At 65.1% G+C, this 14,544-nt stretch carries 15 protein-coding genes and 2 pseudogenes; 11 read left to right on the top strand and 6 right to left on the bottom strand.

Going from position 1 to position 14,544, the window contains the following annotated elements; all coding sequences use genetic code 11:
- The 6 genes from M3461_20510 to M3461_20485 form a co-directional block, all read left to right on the top strand.
- Positions 1–353: hypothetical protein (locus M3461_20510; GenBank protein ID MDQ3776562.1), on the top strand; the 353-nt coding region annotated here is incomplete at its 5' end.
- A gap of 82 nt (positions 354–435) precedes the next feature.
- Entirely contained in the window at positions 436–1,020 is a 585-nt protein-coding gene (locus M3461_20505) for a hypothetical protein (GenBank protein ID MDQ3776561.1), read from the top strand.
- 71 nt (positions 1,021–1,091) lie between these two features.
- On the top strand, positions 1,092–2,633 hold the full coding sequence (locus M3461_20500; protein ID MDQ3776560.1) for a 50S ribosome-binding GTPase: 1,542 nt from the start codon (positions 1,092–1,094) through the stop codon (positions 2,631–2,633).
- Entirely contained in the window at positions 2,623–3,942 is a 1,320-nt protein-coding gene (locus M3461_20495) for a GTP-binding protein (protein MDQ3776559.1), read from the top strand. Before M3461_20500 ends, M3461_20495 begins: the two co-directional genes overlap by 11 nt.
- A 515-nt stretch (positions 3,943–4,457) precedes the next feature.
- Entirely contained in the window at positions 4,458–5,339 is an 882-nt protein-coding gene (locus M3461_20490) for an alpha/beta hydrolase (GenBank protein ID MDQ3776558.1), read from the top strand.
- Positions 5,340–5,485: 146 nt separating this feature from the next.
- Positions 5,486–5,776 (top strand): DUF1820 family protein, encoded by a 291-nt coding sequence (locus tag M3461_20485; GenBank protein MDQ3776557.1) that lies wholly within the window; start codon positions 5,486–5,488, stop codon positions 5,774–5,776.
- 63 nt (positions 5,777–5,839) lie between these two features.
- On the opposite strand, the gene M3461_20480 is transcribed toward M3461_20485, so the two are convergent.
- Entirely contained in the window at positions 5,840–6,046 is a 207-nt protein-coding gene (locus M3461_20480) for a DUF6494 family protein (protein MDQ3776556.1), read from the bottom strand.
- Positions 6,047–6,126: 80 nt separating this feature from the next.
- Between M3461_20480 and mobA the strand changes: the two genes are divergently transcribed.
- The gene (gene mobA / locus M3461_20475) at positions 6,127–6,774 is read left to right on the top strand and encodes a molybdenum cofactor guanylyltransferase (GenBank protein MDQ3776555.1); all 648 of its coding nucleotides are present in this window, start codon (positions 6,127–6,129) and stop codon (positions 6,772–6,774) included.
- Positions 6,768–8,039 (top strand): molybdopterin molybdotransferase MoeA, encoded by a 1,272-nt coding sequence (locus M3461_20470; GenBank protein MDQ3776554.1) that lies wholly within the window; start codon positions 6,768–6,770, stop codon positions 8,037–8,039. Before mobA ends, M3461_20470 begins: the two co-directional genes overlap by 7 nt.
- 42 nt (positions 8,040–8,081) lie before the next feature.
- Here M3461_20470 and M3461_20465 read toward each other — a convergent pair whose 3' ends face one another.
- Positions 8,082–8,399, bottom strand: a complete 318-nt coding sequence (locus M3461_20465) for a DUF4286 family protein (GenBank protein MDQ3776553.1) — start codon at positions 8,397–8,399, stop codon at positions 8,082–8,084.
- 515 nt (positions 8,400–8,914) lie between these two features.
- Positions 8,915–9,436: a lipase family protein gene (locus M3461_20460; GenBank protein MDQ3776552.1), complete on the bottom strand. Its 522-nt coding sequence runs from the start codon at positions 9,434–9,436 to the stop codon at positions 8,915–8,917.
- Between the two features lie 602 nt (positions 9,437–10,038).
- On the opposite strand from M3461_20460, the gene M3461_20455 reads away from it, so the two are divergent.
- From M3461_20455 to M3461_20445, 3 genes are all read left to right on the top strand, one after another.
- Complete coding sequence (locus M3461_20455; GenBank protein ID MDQ3776551.1) at positions 10,039–10,182, top strand: hypothetical protein; 144 nt, start codon at positions 10,039–10,041, stop codon at positions 10,180–10,182.
- 338 nt (positions 10,183–10,520) lie between these two features.
- A complete protein-coding gene (locus M3461_20450) occupies positions 10,521–10,778 on the top strand; it encodes a hypothetical protein (protein MDQ3776550.1) in 258 nt (85 codons plus the stop codon).
- A gap of 190 nt (positions 10,779–10,968) precedes the next feature.
- Complete coding sequence (locus M3461_20445; GenBank protein MDQ3776549.1) at positions 10,969–11,109, top strand: hypothetical protein; 141 nt, start codon at positions 10,969–10,971, stop codon at positions 11,107–11,109.
- Positions 11,110–11,166: 57 nt separating this feature from the next.
- Here M3461_20445 and M3461_20440 read toward each other — a convergent pair whose 3' ends face one another.
- The 3 genes and pseudogenes from M3461_20440 to M3461_20430 all read right to left on the bottom strand — a co-directional run bounded on the left by M3461_20440 (position 11,167) and on the right by M3461_20430 (position 13,576).
- On the bottom strand, positions 11,167–11,664 hold the full coding sequence (locus M3461_20440) for a hypothetical protein (GenBank protein ID MDQ3776548.1): 498 nt from the start codon (positions 11,662–11,664) through the stop codon (positions 11,167–11,169).
- 327 nt (positions 11,665–11,991) lie between these two features.
- Positions 11,992–12,165, bottom strand: a pseudogene (locus M3461_20435) (transposase).
- A gap of 481 nt (positions 12,166–12,646) precedes the next feature.
- Positions 12,647–13,576, bottom strand: a pseudogene (locus M3461_20430) (lyase).
- Between the last annotated feature and the right edge of the window lie 968 nt (positions 13,577–14,544).

Below are 14,544 nucleotides of genomic sequence, written 5' to 3'. Positions count from 1 at the left end.
CCCTCATCCAGGCCGGCAACCTCGCACGCGCCTTGCGCGGGCTGCGCGACGCCCGGGTGACCGTGATCGGCGCGGTGGGAACCGCCGAACAGTGTCTGTTCGACACGGACCTGACCGGCCCCGTGGCCATCGTGGTGGGCGGCGAGGGCCGCGGGCTCAGGCGACTGACGCGGGAGCTGTGTGATCACAAGGTGCAGATCCCGATGCGGGGCTCGGTCGAGAGCCTCAACGTCTCGGTGGCTGCCGCGGTATGCCTTTTCGAAGCGGTCCGCCAGCGCCACGGTGGCATCGGCGTAGAGGCACCGCGGGCGCGCGCACGCCGGCCCGGCGGGGGCACCCCCGGAATGCTTTGAATCTTGCGCAGGGAAGGAGTAGTGTTGGCATCGAAGGGGATAAACTGGAAAAACGATACTTTTAACCTTCGAGGAGCACGCTATGGGCCTATCTCGCATCATGGCGACGTCGGTCGTGGTCGGGACGTTGCTATTTTCCGGCACCGCTATGGCGCCGCCGCAGGACGATGAGAAGTGCTGGCGCAAGGTCGCGGACTACGATGTGCATTTCAGCATCTTTCAGCCGGCCTACGGCGACCGGCCGCTCTGCCAGGATGCCCCCACGACCGGGGACACGGCCTTGACCTTGGACTTCACCGATCCCGCGCTCCGTCAAATGCCGACCGAGGTGCGGGTCATCGAGGCCGAATCGTGGGACGCGGCCCAGGACCCCGAAGCCGACGGCAGCGGCAAGCCCGTCGGACACTTGCCGTCCAAGACCTATCCGAGCGGTACCGTGCTCATGCAGCACAAGTTCAACGCGCCCGGTTACTTCGTGGAGATCGTCGGTATCCAGGACTCGACGGGAAAGAAACACGTCTTGCGCTATCCGTTTCAGCTCGGTCACGGTGTCGGGCTCAATTGGTCCCGTGCCGAGATCGGCGCCGTCGCCGGCTTCGTCACGCTGATCCTGGCGATCGTCATCTGGCTACGGCGCCGCAACCGCCAGCGGGTGATCGAACTGTAGGGGGCTCGACGGTAAGGGGCGGATCCGATGCCCCCGACCCATCCCCCCGATCCATCCCCCGACCAATCAGATTGTTTTCGCCGAGTGCGGCGCGGCGGGAGCGCCAGGCCATCGTGCGGGGTGTGACGCTGTTCCGAGCGCTGCTCGCGGCCCTGCTCAGCCTTGGCTTCGCCCTCGCCCTGCTCGGCCTCTTCTATGCCACGGACCTGGCCTTCTCCGTCTGGGAGCGCTTGGCCGAGGCCCCGATCGTGCTGGTCGGGGTCTACGTTGCCCTGGTCGCCTTGCTCGCGGCCGGGGTCGGGTACGTGCTCTGGCGACTCCTGCGACCCCGTCCCGCGAAAAAGCCGATCAAGAGATCCGACCGCGCGCCCTCCCCGCAAAGTCCGCAAAGCCCGGCCGAGTTGCATGCGCGCATGGCCGAGGCCGAGGCCCAGGGCGCCGACATCGGCTCGGCCCGCGCCGAGCTCGGCCGCCTCGCCGAGCACGGGGCCCGGCTCTCTATCGCGCTCTTCGGCGAGGTCGGGAGCGGCAAGTCCTCCCTCGTCCAGACCCTCCTCCCAGGCTGCCGGGTGGACATCGATCCGCGCGCCGGGACCACCCGGAGTGTGACGCGTTACCGCTGGCACGCCCCGAACGGTGAGGAGGTCGTGCTCATCGATCTGCCCGGGTGCAACGATCCGGCACGAGACCTGGACCCCGTCGCCCGAGAGGAGGCCTTACGCGCCCACGCCGTGGTGTATCTCACCGATTCGGACCTGACCCGTGCACAGCACCGCGAGCTCGCGGCCTTGCTCACCCTCGGCAAGCCCGTCATCGTCGCCATCAACAAGATAGATTGGTACACCGAGCGCGATCGGGACACGCTGCGGGCGCGGATCGCGGAACGGGTGCCGCCGCGGTGCGAGGTGGTCACCCTGTCGGCGGGCGGCCGGAGAGAGGTCGTGCGCACCCGAGCGAACGGCCAGGAAGTCGTCTCAGTGGAGCCCGTCCCGGCGAACGTCGCGGAGCTGCTCGCGGCCTTGGCGCGCATCCTGGGTGAGGACCGCACGGCGCTGCTCCGGGGCCGCGAGACGGCGGTGCTCGGGCTCGCGGCTCACAAGCTCGACATCTCACTCGCCGCGCACCGCGGCACGCGCGCCGAGGAGATCGTGAGAGACTATGCGCGCCAGGCGGTGGTCGGGGCGCTGGTGGCCGTGACCCCCGGCACCGATCTGGTGATCCAGGGCTATCTCGCCGTGGGCATGGTGCGCTCCCTGTGCGAGCTCTACGAGGTCTCCGGCCCGCAGGTGGACATGACGCGCCTCCTGCGGCTCGCGACGAAACGGGCGCGCAAGGCCCTACCGATGGTGCTGGCGGTCGCGGGCAACGCCTTCAAGGCCTTTCCCGGCCTCGGCACCGTGGCGGGCGGGGCCTTGCACGCCGTGGGTTACGGTCTCATCTTCGAGAGTCTCGGGCACGCGGTGGCCGAGGGCCTGGCCCGCGAAGGAGATGTCGGGGAGCAGGCTACCTTGCAACGCTTCGAGGAGGACTTGAGTGGGGATCTGGGAACACGTGCGGAACGGCTGGTCCGGCTGGCCCTGGCGCCGGGAAAAGGGCACCGCAGTGAGCCCTGAGGGCGGGCGCGAGGACTCCCAGCTCGGCCGGGCGCGCGACAGCCTGCGTGCGCTGGTCGAGGACCCCAAGTTGCCGGCGGCGGTGCGCGACGGCCTGTCGGAGGAGCTGGGCCACGTCCAGGCCATGCTCGAACGGCTCGAGCAGGGCCACATCCACATCGCGCTCTTCGGGCGCGTCGGGGTCGGAAAATCGGCCCTCATCAACGCCCTGCTTCGCGAGCGACGGTTCTCGACCAGCCCGCTGCACGGCGAGACACGCGCCCCGCAATCCGCCCGCTGGGAGGAACGACAGGCGCACGAACGGGGCGCCGGGGGCGTCTTCCTGATCGACACCCCCGGCATCGACGACATCGAGGGCGAGGCCCGCGAGCGCATGGCGCGCGAGGTCGGCCGCCGCTCCGATCTGGTGCTGTTCGTGGTCGATGGGGACACCTCCGCCACGGAGATCCAGGCGCTCAGGGTGCTCGCCGAGGAGCACAAACCGCTGCTACTGGTCTTCAACAAGGTCGACCGCTACACAGAGGCCGAACGCACCGTGCTGGTCGAGGCGCTCACAATCCGCTGCCGGGGGCTCGTGGGGTCCGATCGGATCGTCTGCAGTGCCGCCGAGCCGGGTCCACGCATCTACATCGAGATCGACGCATCGGGTCGCGAGACCGAGACGCTACGGCGCGCCGATCCGCAAGTGCAGGCCCTGCGCGAGGCGCTGTGGGCCATCTTGGAAAGCGAGGGGAAGGCCCTCGCGGCGCTCAATGCGACGCTCTTCGCGGGTGAGGTCTCAGACACCATCAGCGCCCGGGTATTGGCGATCCGGCGCGATCTGGCCGCCGCCGTAATCCGCAGCTACTGTCTGGTCAAAGGGGTGGTCGTGGGCCTGAACCCCATCCCCATCTCGGATCTGCTGGCGGCCGGGGCCGCGGACGTGGGCCTGGTCCTCCACCTCGCGCGGATCTACGGCCTGCCCATGGGCAAGGCCGAGGCCGGCCGGCTCATCGCCACCATCGCGGCGCAGATGGCGCTGGTGATGGGCTCGGTGTGGGCCGTGCATTTCGTCGCCTCGGCGATCAAAGGCGGCACGGCCGGACTCTCGACCTTGGTCACCGCCACCACCCAGGGGGCCGTCGCCTACTATTCGGCGCTCGTGGTCGGACGGGCGGCGCAGCGCTATCTCGCAGAGGGGCGATCTTGGGGACCGCTGGGGCCCAAACGCGTCGTCCAGGAGATCCTCGACGGCCTCGATCGGGACTCGCTGCTCACCGAGGCGCGTGAGAAGATCTCGGCCCGGCTGCGCGGTTCTTCGTTCGCCTGAGGGCCTGGCACTCGAGATCCTGGCGCTTGAGACCCTGGCGGACCCCCGCGGTGTCGAGCGGCGCGGGTTCCGCCCATGGGTTCCATCTAGGAATCAATTGGAGTATTGTAGTAGTGGGAACGTACTGGTTATACGCTGCGTAACTGGCCCACGTTGCCACGGTGAGCTTTACAAGGCTAAGAGTCGGGGGGTTGTGCGCAAGCCGGCCGGGAAGGCCATCGCCTCCCCTGTCGAACCCTATAACTAAATCGGAAGGAGGTAATCATGCCTGACGCTACCATGTGGGTGTTGTTCATTTTGTCCCTCGTGTGCTTCGGCACTCTGATCGCGCTTAATTGGAAGCGCTAGGGCGGGGATTTCACCTAATCAAACAACAATAACCTGGGGGGCCTCGGCCCCCAATTTGACGCGCGGGTCTACCTGCGGCACCGGTCGCGGGGTGCCCGCGTCGTTTTATGCATCTGTTTTATCTATAGGAGCGATCCTGGGCGGTCCGCGTAGCGCGGCACGACCCCATGCGTGAGATCCTGCTGTCCGCGCTCGGCGCGACCTTCGCGGTGTGGGCGATCCTGGTCGCAGCCATGACCTTGTTCCAGTCCTCCTTCATTTTCTTTCCGTCCCGAGAGATCCTGGCCACGCCGACCCAGGCGGGACTGGTCTACGAGCCGCTCGAGATCCGTGCTGAGGACGGGGTGCGACTCTCGGGTTGGTATGTCCCGGCGGCCGAGGCGCGGTTGACCGTGCTGTTCCTGCACGGTAACGCCGGCAACATTTCCCACCGGCTGATGGCCTTGCATGCCTTGCACGGCCTCGGGCTCGCGGTGCTCATCCTCGATTACCGCGGCTACGGAGAAAGCTCCGGCAGCCCGTCCGAGCAGGGCACCTATCGCGATGCCCTGGCCGCCTGGGAATATCTGAGCACGACGCTCGGCATTGCGGCCGACCGCATCGTGCTGTTCGGAGAGTCCCTGGGCGGGGCCGTGGCCACCTGGCTCGCGACCCGCGAACGTCCCGCGGGGCTCATCCTGGAATCGGGCTTCACGACCATGCGCGAGCTGGCCGGCCATTTCTATCCGTGGTTTCCCGCGCGCCTCTTTCTACGCGTCTACTACCCGACGATCGAGCGGCTCTCCCGGGTGCGCTGTCCCGTGCTCGTGATCCACAGCCCGGACGACGAGATCGTGCCCTATGAGCATGGGGAACGCCTGTTCGCGGCGGCCCCCGGCCACAAGCAGTTCGTCAAGCGCCAGGGGGGACACAACGACGCCTTTCTGGCAGGAACGGAGGTTTTGTTGGCGGACATCGAACGGTTCATCACGAGTATCGAGGACGGTGGCCCGGATTGGGATCACGAGGACCGGGGCAGCGTCTTGGATCGCGTCCGGGCATCGCAATGAGCCAGCGGAATCGGTGAAGTGGCGTACCTCTTGCTGCACCGGGCCGGAGCGGTTGTATCCCCGCGCCGATCCCGTCCATCCTTTATGCTACGATCGGCCCGGGCTCAAGCAGGGCGACCTCGAAGTCCAAGCGGAGTATCTACAAGGTGATCTTCCATAACCAAGGCCGGGTATACGAGGTCGGGTTGTTCGGGTTCGTGGAGATAGGGGATCTGGTATTCGGCACGCGCACGTCCCTGGTCCTGGACCCCGCGGAAGAGCAGCTGAAGTCCGAGTTCACCGGCGTCGGCCGGAGCTATATCCCGATGCACGCCATCATCCGCATCGACGAAGTCGAGAAGGAAGGCCCGGTCAAGGTGACCCCGATCAAGGGCGATGGCGGTGGCAACGTGATGCCCTTCCCCGCCTATACCCAGAAGGACCCGGGCAAGTCCTGAGCTCCGGGGCTGGCTGCCCTTGGGGGGGCCCCCTGGGCGGGGTACCCCCCAAGGGCCCCCCCATCATTCCAGCGCTACAGTATCGTCCATCACATGGCGGACCCCCAGCTCGGCCACCTCCAAGGTCACCCGCACGGATAGCGCCTCGTCCCCTTTGATGCGGCCCGCGGCGATCGCGCCCCGGACCGCCTGCTCGATCTCGCGCTGCGAGGTGACACCCACGCGCTTCAGGAACTTGCGGATCTCCAGGTTCATGGTCTCTTCGTTCATCGCCCTTCTCTCCCGACCGTCGCGCCCACCGCGACGCTTGTCAATGCGAAACCCGCTGCAATAATAGCGGATGTATCCCAATGAACGGCACACCCATGTCGATCCCCGGGCAGGGACGTGATGCGCAACGCGCGACCATCACCGGCGTCATCCTCGCCGGCGGCCGGGCCACGCGCATGGGCGGGCGGGACAAGGGCCTCCTGTCGCTCGCGGGCAAGGCCATGGTCCAGCACGTGATCGAGGCCCTGGAACCTCAGGTCGCGGACATCATCATCAACGCCAACCGCCATCTGGCAGAGTATGCACGGTACGGCTACCGGGTCCTGCCCGATCTATTGGAAGGCTATTGCGGACCGCTGGTCGGGATCGCGACGGCGCTCCGCGCGGCGCGCACGTCCTATATCGTGACCGCCCCGTGCGACTCGCCCTTCGTCCCCGCGGATCTCGCCCTGCGCCTCTATCGCATGCTGAAGAGAGAGGCCGCGGACATCGGCATCGCGCATGACGGCGAGCGCCTCCAGCCGGTCTTCGCCCTCATGCGGTGCAGCCTGCTCGACTCGCTCCTCTGCTATCTGCACGAGGGCGAGCGCAAGGTGGATCCCTGGTACCGGCAGCACCCCCACGTGCTCTGCGACTTCTCCGACACCCCGGAGGCCTTCATCAACGTCAATACGCCCGCGGACATCACGGCCGCGGAGGACCGCCTGCGCGGGGTCGCGCCATGCTGAATCCGGAAACGGCGCTGCCCCAACCCAGTTGCTTGGACGAGCACGACGCGGGGGCCTTGCCGGTCGAGGAGGCGCTCGCTCGGATCCACGCGGACATCGCGATCATCCCCGGCTGCGAGCGCGTCGCCTTACGCGGCGCGCTCGGCCGGGTCCTCGCCCGCGAGGTCCGTTCGCCGCTCCCCGTCCCCGGCCATGCCAATGCCGCAATGGACGGTTATGCCCTGCGGGGCGCCGATCTGCCGAGCGCGGGGACGCGCGAGCTCGAGGTGCTCGGCGCGGCGTTCGCGGGCAGACCATTCGAGGGCGTGGTCGGCACGGGGCAATGCGTACGCATCATGACCGGGGCGATCGTGCCCGAGGGCGCGGACACGGTGCTCATGCAGGAGCGTGTGGAACCCCTCGGGAAGGACACGATCCGGATCGGCCCCGGCCGCGCCGGAGACAATGTCCGACCCGCCGGCGAGGACCTGGCTACCGGCCAGGTGGCGCTCCAGGCCGGCCGGCGCCTCACGCCGGCCGATCTCGGCCTGGTGGCCTCACTCGGGATAGGCGAGATCACCGTTCACCGGCGGCTGCGGGTGGCCTTCTTCTCGACCGGGGACGAGTTGCGCTCGATCGGCGAGCCGCTGGTCCCGGGTGCCGTATACGACAGCAACCGCTACACGCTCTACGGCGTGCTCACGAGGCTCGGGGCCGAGGCTATCGACATGGGCGTCGTGCCGGATGCGCCGAACGCGGTCGCGAGCGCCTTCGAGGAGGCCGGTGGCTGCGCCGATGTGCTCATCACCTCGGGCGGCGCCTCGGTCGGCGAGGCCGATCTCATCCTCGACACGCTCGGCGCGGTCGGGCGCGTGGCGTTCTGGAATGTCGCCACGAAACCCGGCCGGCCAATCGCCTTCGGCCGGGTGGGCGGGGCGGTGTTCTTCGGCCTCCCCGGCAACCCGGTGTCGGTCATGGCGACCTATTATCAGTTCGTACAACCGGCCCTGCGGCGCATGGCGGGTGAATCGAACTGGCGACCGCTCGTCGTGCAGGCGCGCTGCACCAAACCCCTGAAGAAGAAACCCGGGCGGGTGGAGTACCAGCGCGGGGTCCTGGACCGCGACGCCCAAGGCGCCCTCCTGGTCCGGCCGACCGGACCCCAGGGCTCCGCCATCCTGCGCTCGATGAGCGAGGCCGATTGCTTCATCGTCCTGCCCCACGACTGGGGCCGGGTCGAGCCCGGCACCCTGGTCGATGTCCAGCCGTTTTTCGGGCTGGTGTAAACGCCAGATCGGTTTTGTGTGTTGTGCTCCACGGGCGGCGGATCAGCGAACGTTTTCCGGGTCCCCACCCCAGCGCTCGATCTCCGTCCAGACTTCGCGTAACGGCACGACGCCCTGTGGGAAACGCCTCCGGAAGTCCTGGCGCAGGCGCTCCGCGTGGGCGCGGAAATAGGCGTCCAAAGCCTCTTGGCTCGCCGCCTCGTAACGCGTGCGGAAGCGGCCCGAGTCCGAGCGTTCGAAGGTGATGCGCGAAAAGCAACCGGTGCGCAGGATCTCGGGGATATGCTCCATGCGCATGTAACCTTCCATCTCCTCGACCCGATCCAGATTGACTTCCAGGGTCACTTCATAATTCGGCATGATGATGTTCGCCAGAAAAACGCTCGTGGCGCCGAGATCGCCCTCGCCTCGCCTGAACACGGGATCCCGAGTGCCGGAGAATTCTTCACAAACTACGAGACGGGCCCGAGGGCCCGATCCTGATCAGCTCGCCCAGACCGGTGCCTCGAACGTGCCGCGCATCAAGTGCGTGCTACGCACCCTCCCCGCGGCCCACGCTGAACTGCGCTTTTGCGGAAAGCGCGTCGGGAAGCGCGCTGGTCGTTATCGAACGCGTTTCGGCGTCCGCGCGAACTTCGACCCGGTACGAGGTTCCCCCCACTGTACCCGGTGAGCTGCAGGATCGGTCGATGGTTCAGTGGCTGACCCACCGCATCGGTCATCGTCGCGGATCGGCCGCAGCGGGGACAGTACCCTGAGTTGGCCCTGCCCCCCCGGCATTGATTGTCGGTTGCGGAGGATTCGCAGTCTCGAAGATGCCCGCCCAAACCTGTACCGCGCCCCGGTGGGTCCAACCTGAACGTAGGCAATGAGCATCATCCGGCCTCACACGGGGGGAAGAGCGCGCGTTCATAGTTGATGGGCGCGTGGTCGGCCAGATCGCGAACCAGTACGGCGCCCGTGCGCCACGCTTCGTCCCGGAGATGCTCGATCCGCGCCCTCGTTCTGTCCGCCTCGATCTTCTCCTGGGTCATGCTTGTTCGCAGCTGGCCTGCACTGTCGATGTACATCGTGGCTCCGACGTGCGTGTACCAGGGAGTCTCCGGCGGCACGCGCGTCACGATGTCGCAGCAGTCGACATATCGCGCCACAGCTTCGGCCTTGACGGTCCCGACAAATGCCACATTCCCGACTCTCGGCGACCCGAAGGTGACCAGACGCGATGCCGCCCACTGCGATGCCGAAAGCGTGGCCAAGGCACCGCCCAGACTGTGGCCCGTGACGATGACCTGCATGCCTCGGTGATTGTCCAGCCACTTTCCGACTTTGGAGCCAACGCCCCTGAAAGCGTCTGCGAAGCCAGCGTGAACCGCACCGCCTGTGGGCCCCTCGACCATCGACGCATTTAGTTAGGTCTGCGCCCAGGTCCGAAACGCGATCCGGTTCAGTCCCCCTGAAGACGACCAGTGCGTGGCCGCTCACCGGCAGCACCGCGGCATACCCCTGCGTACCGGTCGCAGGATCGTCGAACCCCTCCCAGTCGACGGCATCCAGCCGCGCAAGCGCCTCGAGCAGCAAGGCGCGATGTGCTGCACTACTTTCGAAGCGAAGATAGACAAGGCGGGAACATTCGGCGCAGATGGCGTCGATCGAAAGGCGCTCGGCGTCGCCTGCTCTGAAAAGCGTGGGACGCAAGCCCGGCTGCAACAACGCCTCGCGGGACGGGTCGTATGCGATGCACATGCGTGCGCTTTGATCTTTCACCGTGCGACGCCGCACCTGAGCCTAACTCTGCCATACCGAGGACTGTAGATAGATCCAGCCCTGCCCTTCGTCTTCCCCAGATTTTGGGGATGCCCGCCGCAGTTTGGCGGCACCTTGGCTGCCCCCATATTCCCTGCCTTCTCCGGCGATCACCCGGTGGTATTCGGCCGGATCGCTCCGTCCGATCCCTCATGCGCCCTGTCAACGCTGCCTGGACTATCCGCATCTGGCCACGTTGTTGCGCCAGGCCCAGGCGTCGTACTCGCTCCATACACCCGATACACCCGCCCTGTACGAGATGATCACCGGCCCGGAGGCCGTGGCGGGGCTCTGCTTCGACGAGGGCCTCGTGACCCGCATCCTACGCGACGCGGTCTAATGCGCACGACGGCGGTAGACATGTATCCTATCGGTGCGTCACCGGTCGGGGCCGTCGACATGGCGGGTACTGTTTGGGAGTGGTGCCTGAATGAGTACAAGCGACTGGAAAATGTGTGCCCGTCCGGCGATGCCCCCGTTTGGTGCGCGGTGGCTCTTGGTTCAGCCTTCCGGACCTCGCGAGTGCCGTCGGCCGCATCCGCTACGATCCCGTCAGCCGTCTGAACTCTCTGGGGTTGCGTGTGGTGTGCGTCCCCCATCGAGTGAATCACTCCACACTGATCGCCGCGTGAGCGGCGAATGAGCGCGCAGCATGTCAGGGCTGTCCATTATACAAGGATGCAACTCCGCAAGATGAGGGCCCACGGACTCCTCGAACGCGATGGTACCCGCTACGCCTACCGCCTCACCTCCAAGGGCGTGAAACTCGCACTCCTCTTCGTGCTCTTCCATCAGCGTCTATGCGGGCCCCTGGCGAACACCCTATTTCGTCATCGCCCGCACCCAAAGTTCCAACCCAAGAGTCCAATCGAAGCCGCCTTGCACAAGGCCGATGACTCTATTGACAAGGTCGTTCAATTACTTAAAGCTGCATGAAAAATGTTGCGGAGCTTTCCCCCAAGAACAGAGATGTGAATCAGTGATACTGCGCGGGAAGATCGATAGTTACATACTTCGCAACATTGATATTGCGTACTGGAAGCGGTGCGCGATTACAGAGCGAGCCGAGCGCGAATCACTCGCAGAGGTCATGGGGACCTGGAAAAGCCTCCTTTCGAGCCCGCGCATGAAGGGCATATACTGCGCCCCGCAAGGCCGGCTCGGCCAGGACGTGGAGCTGCGCCGCTCGGAAAGCGGGAAGGACTGGCGCCGGCTGTCGGTCGCCGTGGACAGCCCCGACGGCGGGAGGAGGGCGCCATGTGGGTGAGCGAAATGCCGAGGCTGGACCCGGACGGACGTGAGTCACCTATTCAAGAGGCGTCGCTCAGCCGACCGGATCGGGGCGGCCCTTGCCCTCGAACCCAAGAGACCGGCGGCCGGCTCCAAGCTCGCGACGGCTCGGGGGCTCGACGAGGAAACGAGCACGAGCACCTTGGCCGAGCTCTGCGAGGTACAAGAGACCGATGCCCAGGCCCTCTACACGGCGCGGATCGAGGATCCGGGCCACGACCATCGCTACTACCCGATTGCGTTCCTCGGACGGTTCCGGGGCGATGAGCATATCGAGCTTGAGCTTGCAAAGCGTACCGAGCACGGCCGCAACGTGCCCGTGGGGGAGAGAGCGCTCGAGCTCGAAGCTGTCCTCGAAGTGCTCCACGACCGCGCCGCCACGCAACAGGATGCGCAGTCCTTCGACGACGTTTCTCGGCACCTCGCTGAGATTGGCGATGGTCCGTTGGAGGACCTTCTTTCCCTCGCGGTAGGACTCGCGCAAGAGGATGGCGGGCGGGGAGTTGCGGTTGGGGACGATGTCGATGTACATGGCCACTAATTATTGGCATACGAACCACGCACTGTCAACACCATGCGCTTCATAAACATGGGTACACAATGCGCCACATAGTGCCACCCTTTCCACTTTAATCAAAGAGATAAAGAGAAAGGAGCAAAGAAGATCAGATTAGAACGGCAACGCCTCAGATTAACCGCTTCGGTACGGACGCCGAACGGGGTCAATCGAGTGAATGGGAAGCGGTTATTGTTGAGAATTGCGGGTGCTGTGGAGCAAGGTATGATCTCAGGCAAGACTACCCCTTCACGCCGTTTCAGGGTGCGGACAGGCGGGGAGTGACGGGCTCAATCGTGACGACTAGCAGGTCAATGGGATTTGCCACAATCGGTCAAGCACGGCCTGGAAGAGACGCGCATAGGGATATGACTCGGAGAAGGCGATCCAGATCTTGCGCACACTGAGTCGAACCTGGGCCCCGATCTTGAAGAGTTTCAGGCGGATCGTGCCGCATTGCGCTTGCGCGAGCTCGGTTCCTGTGGGTCCGCTCTTCCACTTCGCGCAAAAGAACACAACCCCCATCCGAACTGATCCGCCCCCCATCGAACCGCCCCACCACCCCCCGCCCTCTAAGACCGTGAAAGTCTATCCGCTCTGCGCTACACTCTGTGTTCATAAGGCCGTCCTCGTATGTCGGCATAACCTGCTGATCCAGAACATATTATGCTACGAGGTACGGCCTTGTTCCATACCACCGGTGAGAAATCCGGGCTAGCACCGGCAAGCATGGCGGGCAGCAGGGGCGGTAGCAGGGTGCTACCAGGAGAGTAGCAGACGCGACCTGCTACCAGGTACCGAGGGGGACGGTTGGTCGACGAGGGAGGTTTTCCAGTCGCGACGGGATGTTGGAGATACGCGCTGACCTCATCGTTGCCGATGACGCTCGATCCCGCGAGAGAAGGCGGGCTTGAAGGTGCGCGACTTGGGTGCGCCCATAGATGTGCTGTGGTTCAGGCTATCGCGCCGGCACCATCACCAACCGATCGACTCCCGATTCCGCGCCCCACGCTTCACCCGTACGGCCGAGCATCTGCCGCACGGTCGCGTTCTCGCGATTCGACGGGAAGCTTTCGAACTTCTGCGTGATCGGATCGAATTTGACGATGGCGTTCGCGCTCCACTCGGTCAACCATACCTTATCCTCGTCGTCGATCCACACCGAGTACGCGTGCGGCTTACCGCCCGGCAGCTTCCATTCGCGCCACGCACGCGTCGCCGGGTCGTACATGCCGACTTGGCCGGTGTTCCAGTAACTTACCCAGATGCGGCCGCGCGAATCGGACCAGACGCGCCGCGCACCCTGCGCCGGCGTCGGCGGTTCGATGACGGTGGCTTCGCCGGTTTCGACATCGATGCGGGCAATGTGATTGCCGGCGAGTGACGCGTAATAAACCTCTCCACGCGGCGTGGTCGTGATGCCGTACGGCCCGCGACCGCGCGGGGCTTTCCACACCTTCATGTCGTTGGTCGCAGGATCGAGCCGTCCGTAGAATCCGTTTTGTCCGGTAAACCAGATACGGCCGCGCTGGTCGAACGTGGCGGTGTTGAGATTCGCATTAGCGGCATCCTCGCGTAACGGCCAGCGGCGCACTTCACGCGTTTTGGGGTCGACGCGTACGATCGCGTTCTACCCGCTGTCGGTGATCCACGGCGCGCCGTCGGGCCCGACGATCACGCCATGCGGCGCAGAGCCCTGGCCGAGCGGGACTTCCTCGACCTTGCCGGTCTTAGCATCGAGGACGCCGAGTTTGCCGGTGCGTTGCGCCGTGAAAAACACCGGCCCGCCAGGTGTCGGCGCGGCTGCGACGTCGTGCGGATGCGAGCCGTCAGCGACCTCGAAATACACGGGCGCGGCAGTTTTCACGAGCGCCGCGGGTGCAGGCAGAGGCGAGCGCCCCTAACGCTACGACGGCGAGCAGGAATGACGATGTTCGAATGAATCGGCGGTACCGCATGAATCTCTCCTCGTTGATTTCAAAAGATTGGCGACCTCTGAATCGCATCGAGCGCGATCACGCAGAAAGGTTGGCCGAACTGTTCCGTCATACGCCGCCGTTTCGTACCAGTTCTGTCGGCTGCAAGCGAGCCGTGCGCTGAGATGGTTGCTACTTGCCGATCATCCGCATTCAAAGCAAGAGCCGGAGCGCCGGCAACCCTCATTCCCACACTATTGTCTTGTGACGAATAGCGGCCGCAAAATCGAAGAAGCGCGATCATGGTTCATGTGACAACGAGCAATCAGATAGTTTTACCGCTCTCACCCCCGACGATCGTTGAGCGCGAAGCCGCACGAGTAGTCGGTAGGGTATGGGTATAGGAAGAATAAGCACCCTTTTCGTCTCGAAGAATGGTAGTGTTGGGCCAGTGAGCTGTCAAGCATGCGAGTCGTCGGTCTAGAATCGGGGATTTTTCGGGCCTGCATCGGCCCAAGGCGCCAAGTGTCGGGGTGTTTTCGCTTCTCGGGCGACCGAGCGCCAAGGAGAGTTGTCGGATCGAGGGCTGAACCGGAGTGAATCGGATATCGCTTGGGGATCAGACCATTTGAAGTATACCATCACCGGTGAGACGCTGTTTGAATTCTCGGCGCCCATTTCCGCCCGTGCGGTCCTGCGCCTCCCTGTGGCGTCTCCGCCTCCGGGTGCAGGATTTTCCCGTCCGTGTCGAGGATCCCGGCTTTGAGCCATTGGCGAATCAAGTGGAGAAGGGCTCGGTCATCAATCCGTTGCGCTAGTGTAGTGTCCCTTGAATAACTTTACAGATTATCCCTTCTTGTTTTTCCCTCGGGGCAGGGTGGATCCGGGCTTGATCTGCTCCATCTTGACCCGCGCCCGGTCGACCTTCTCGATGATCTGC

The organism is Pseudomonadota bacterium, assembly GCA_030860485.1.
In the GTDB taxonomy this organism is placed as follows: Bacteria; Pseudomonadota; Gammaproteobacteria; order JACCXJ01; family JACCXJ01; genus JACCXJ01.
This window is presented reverse-complemented; position numbering and strand designations above follow the sequence as displayed.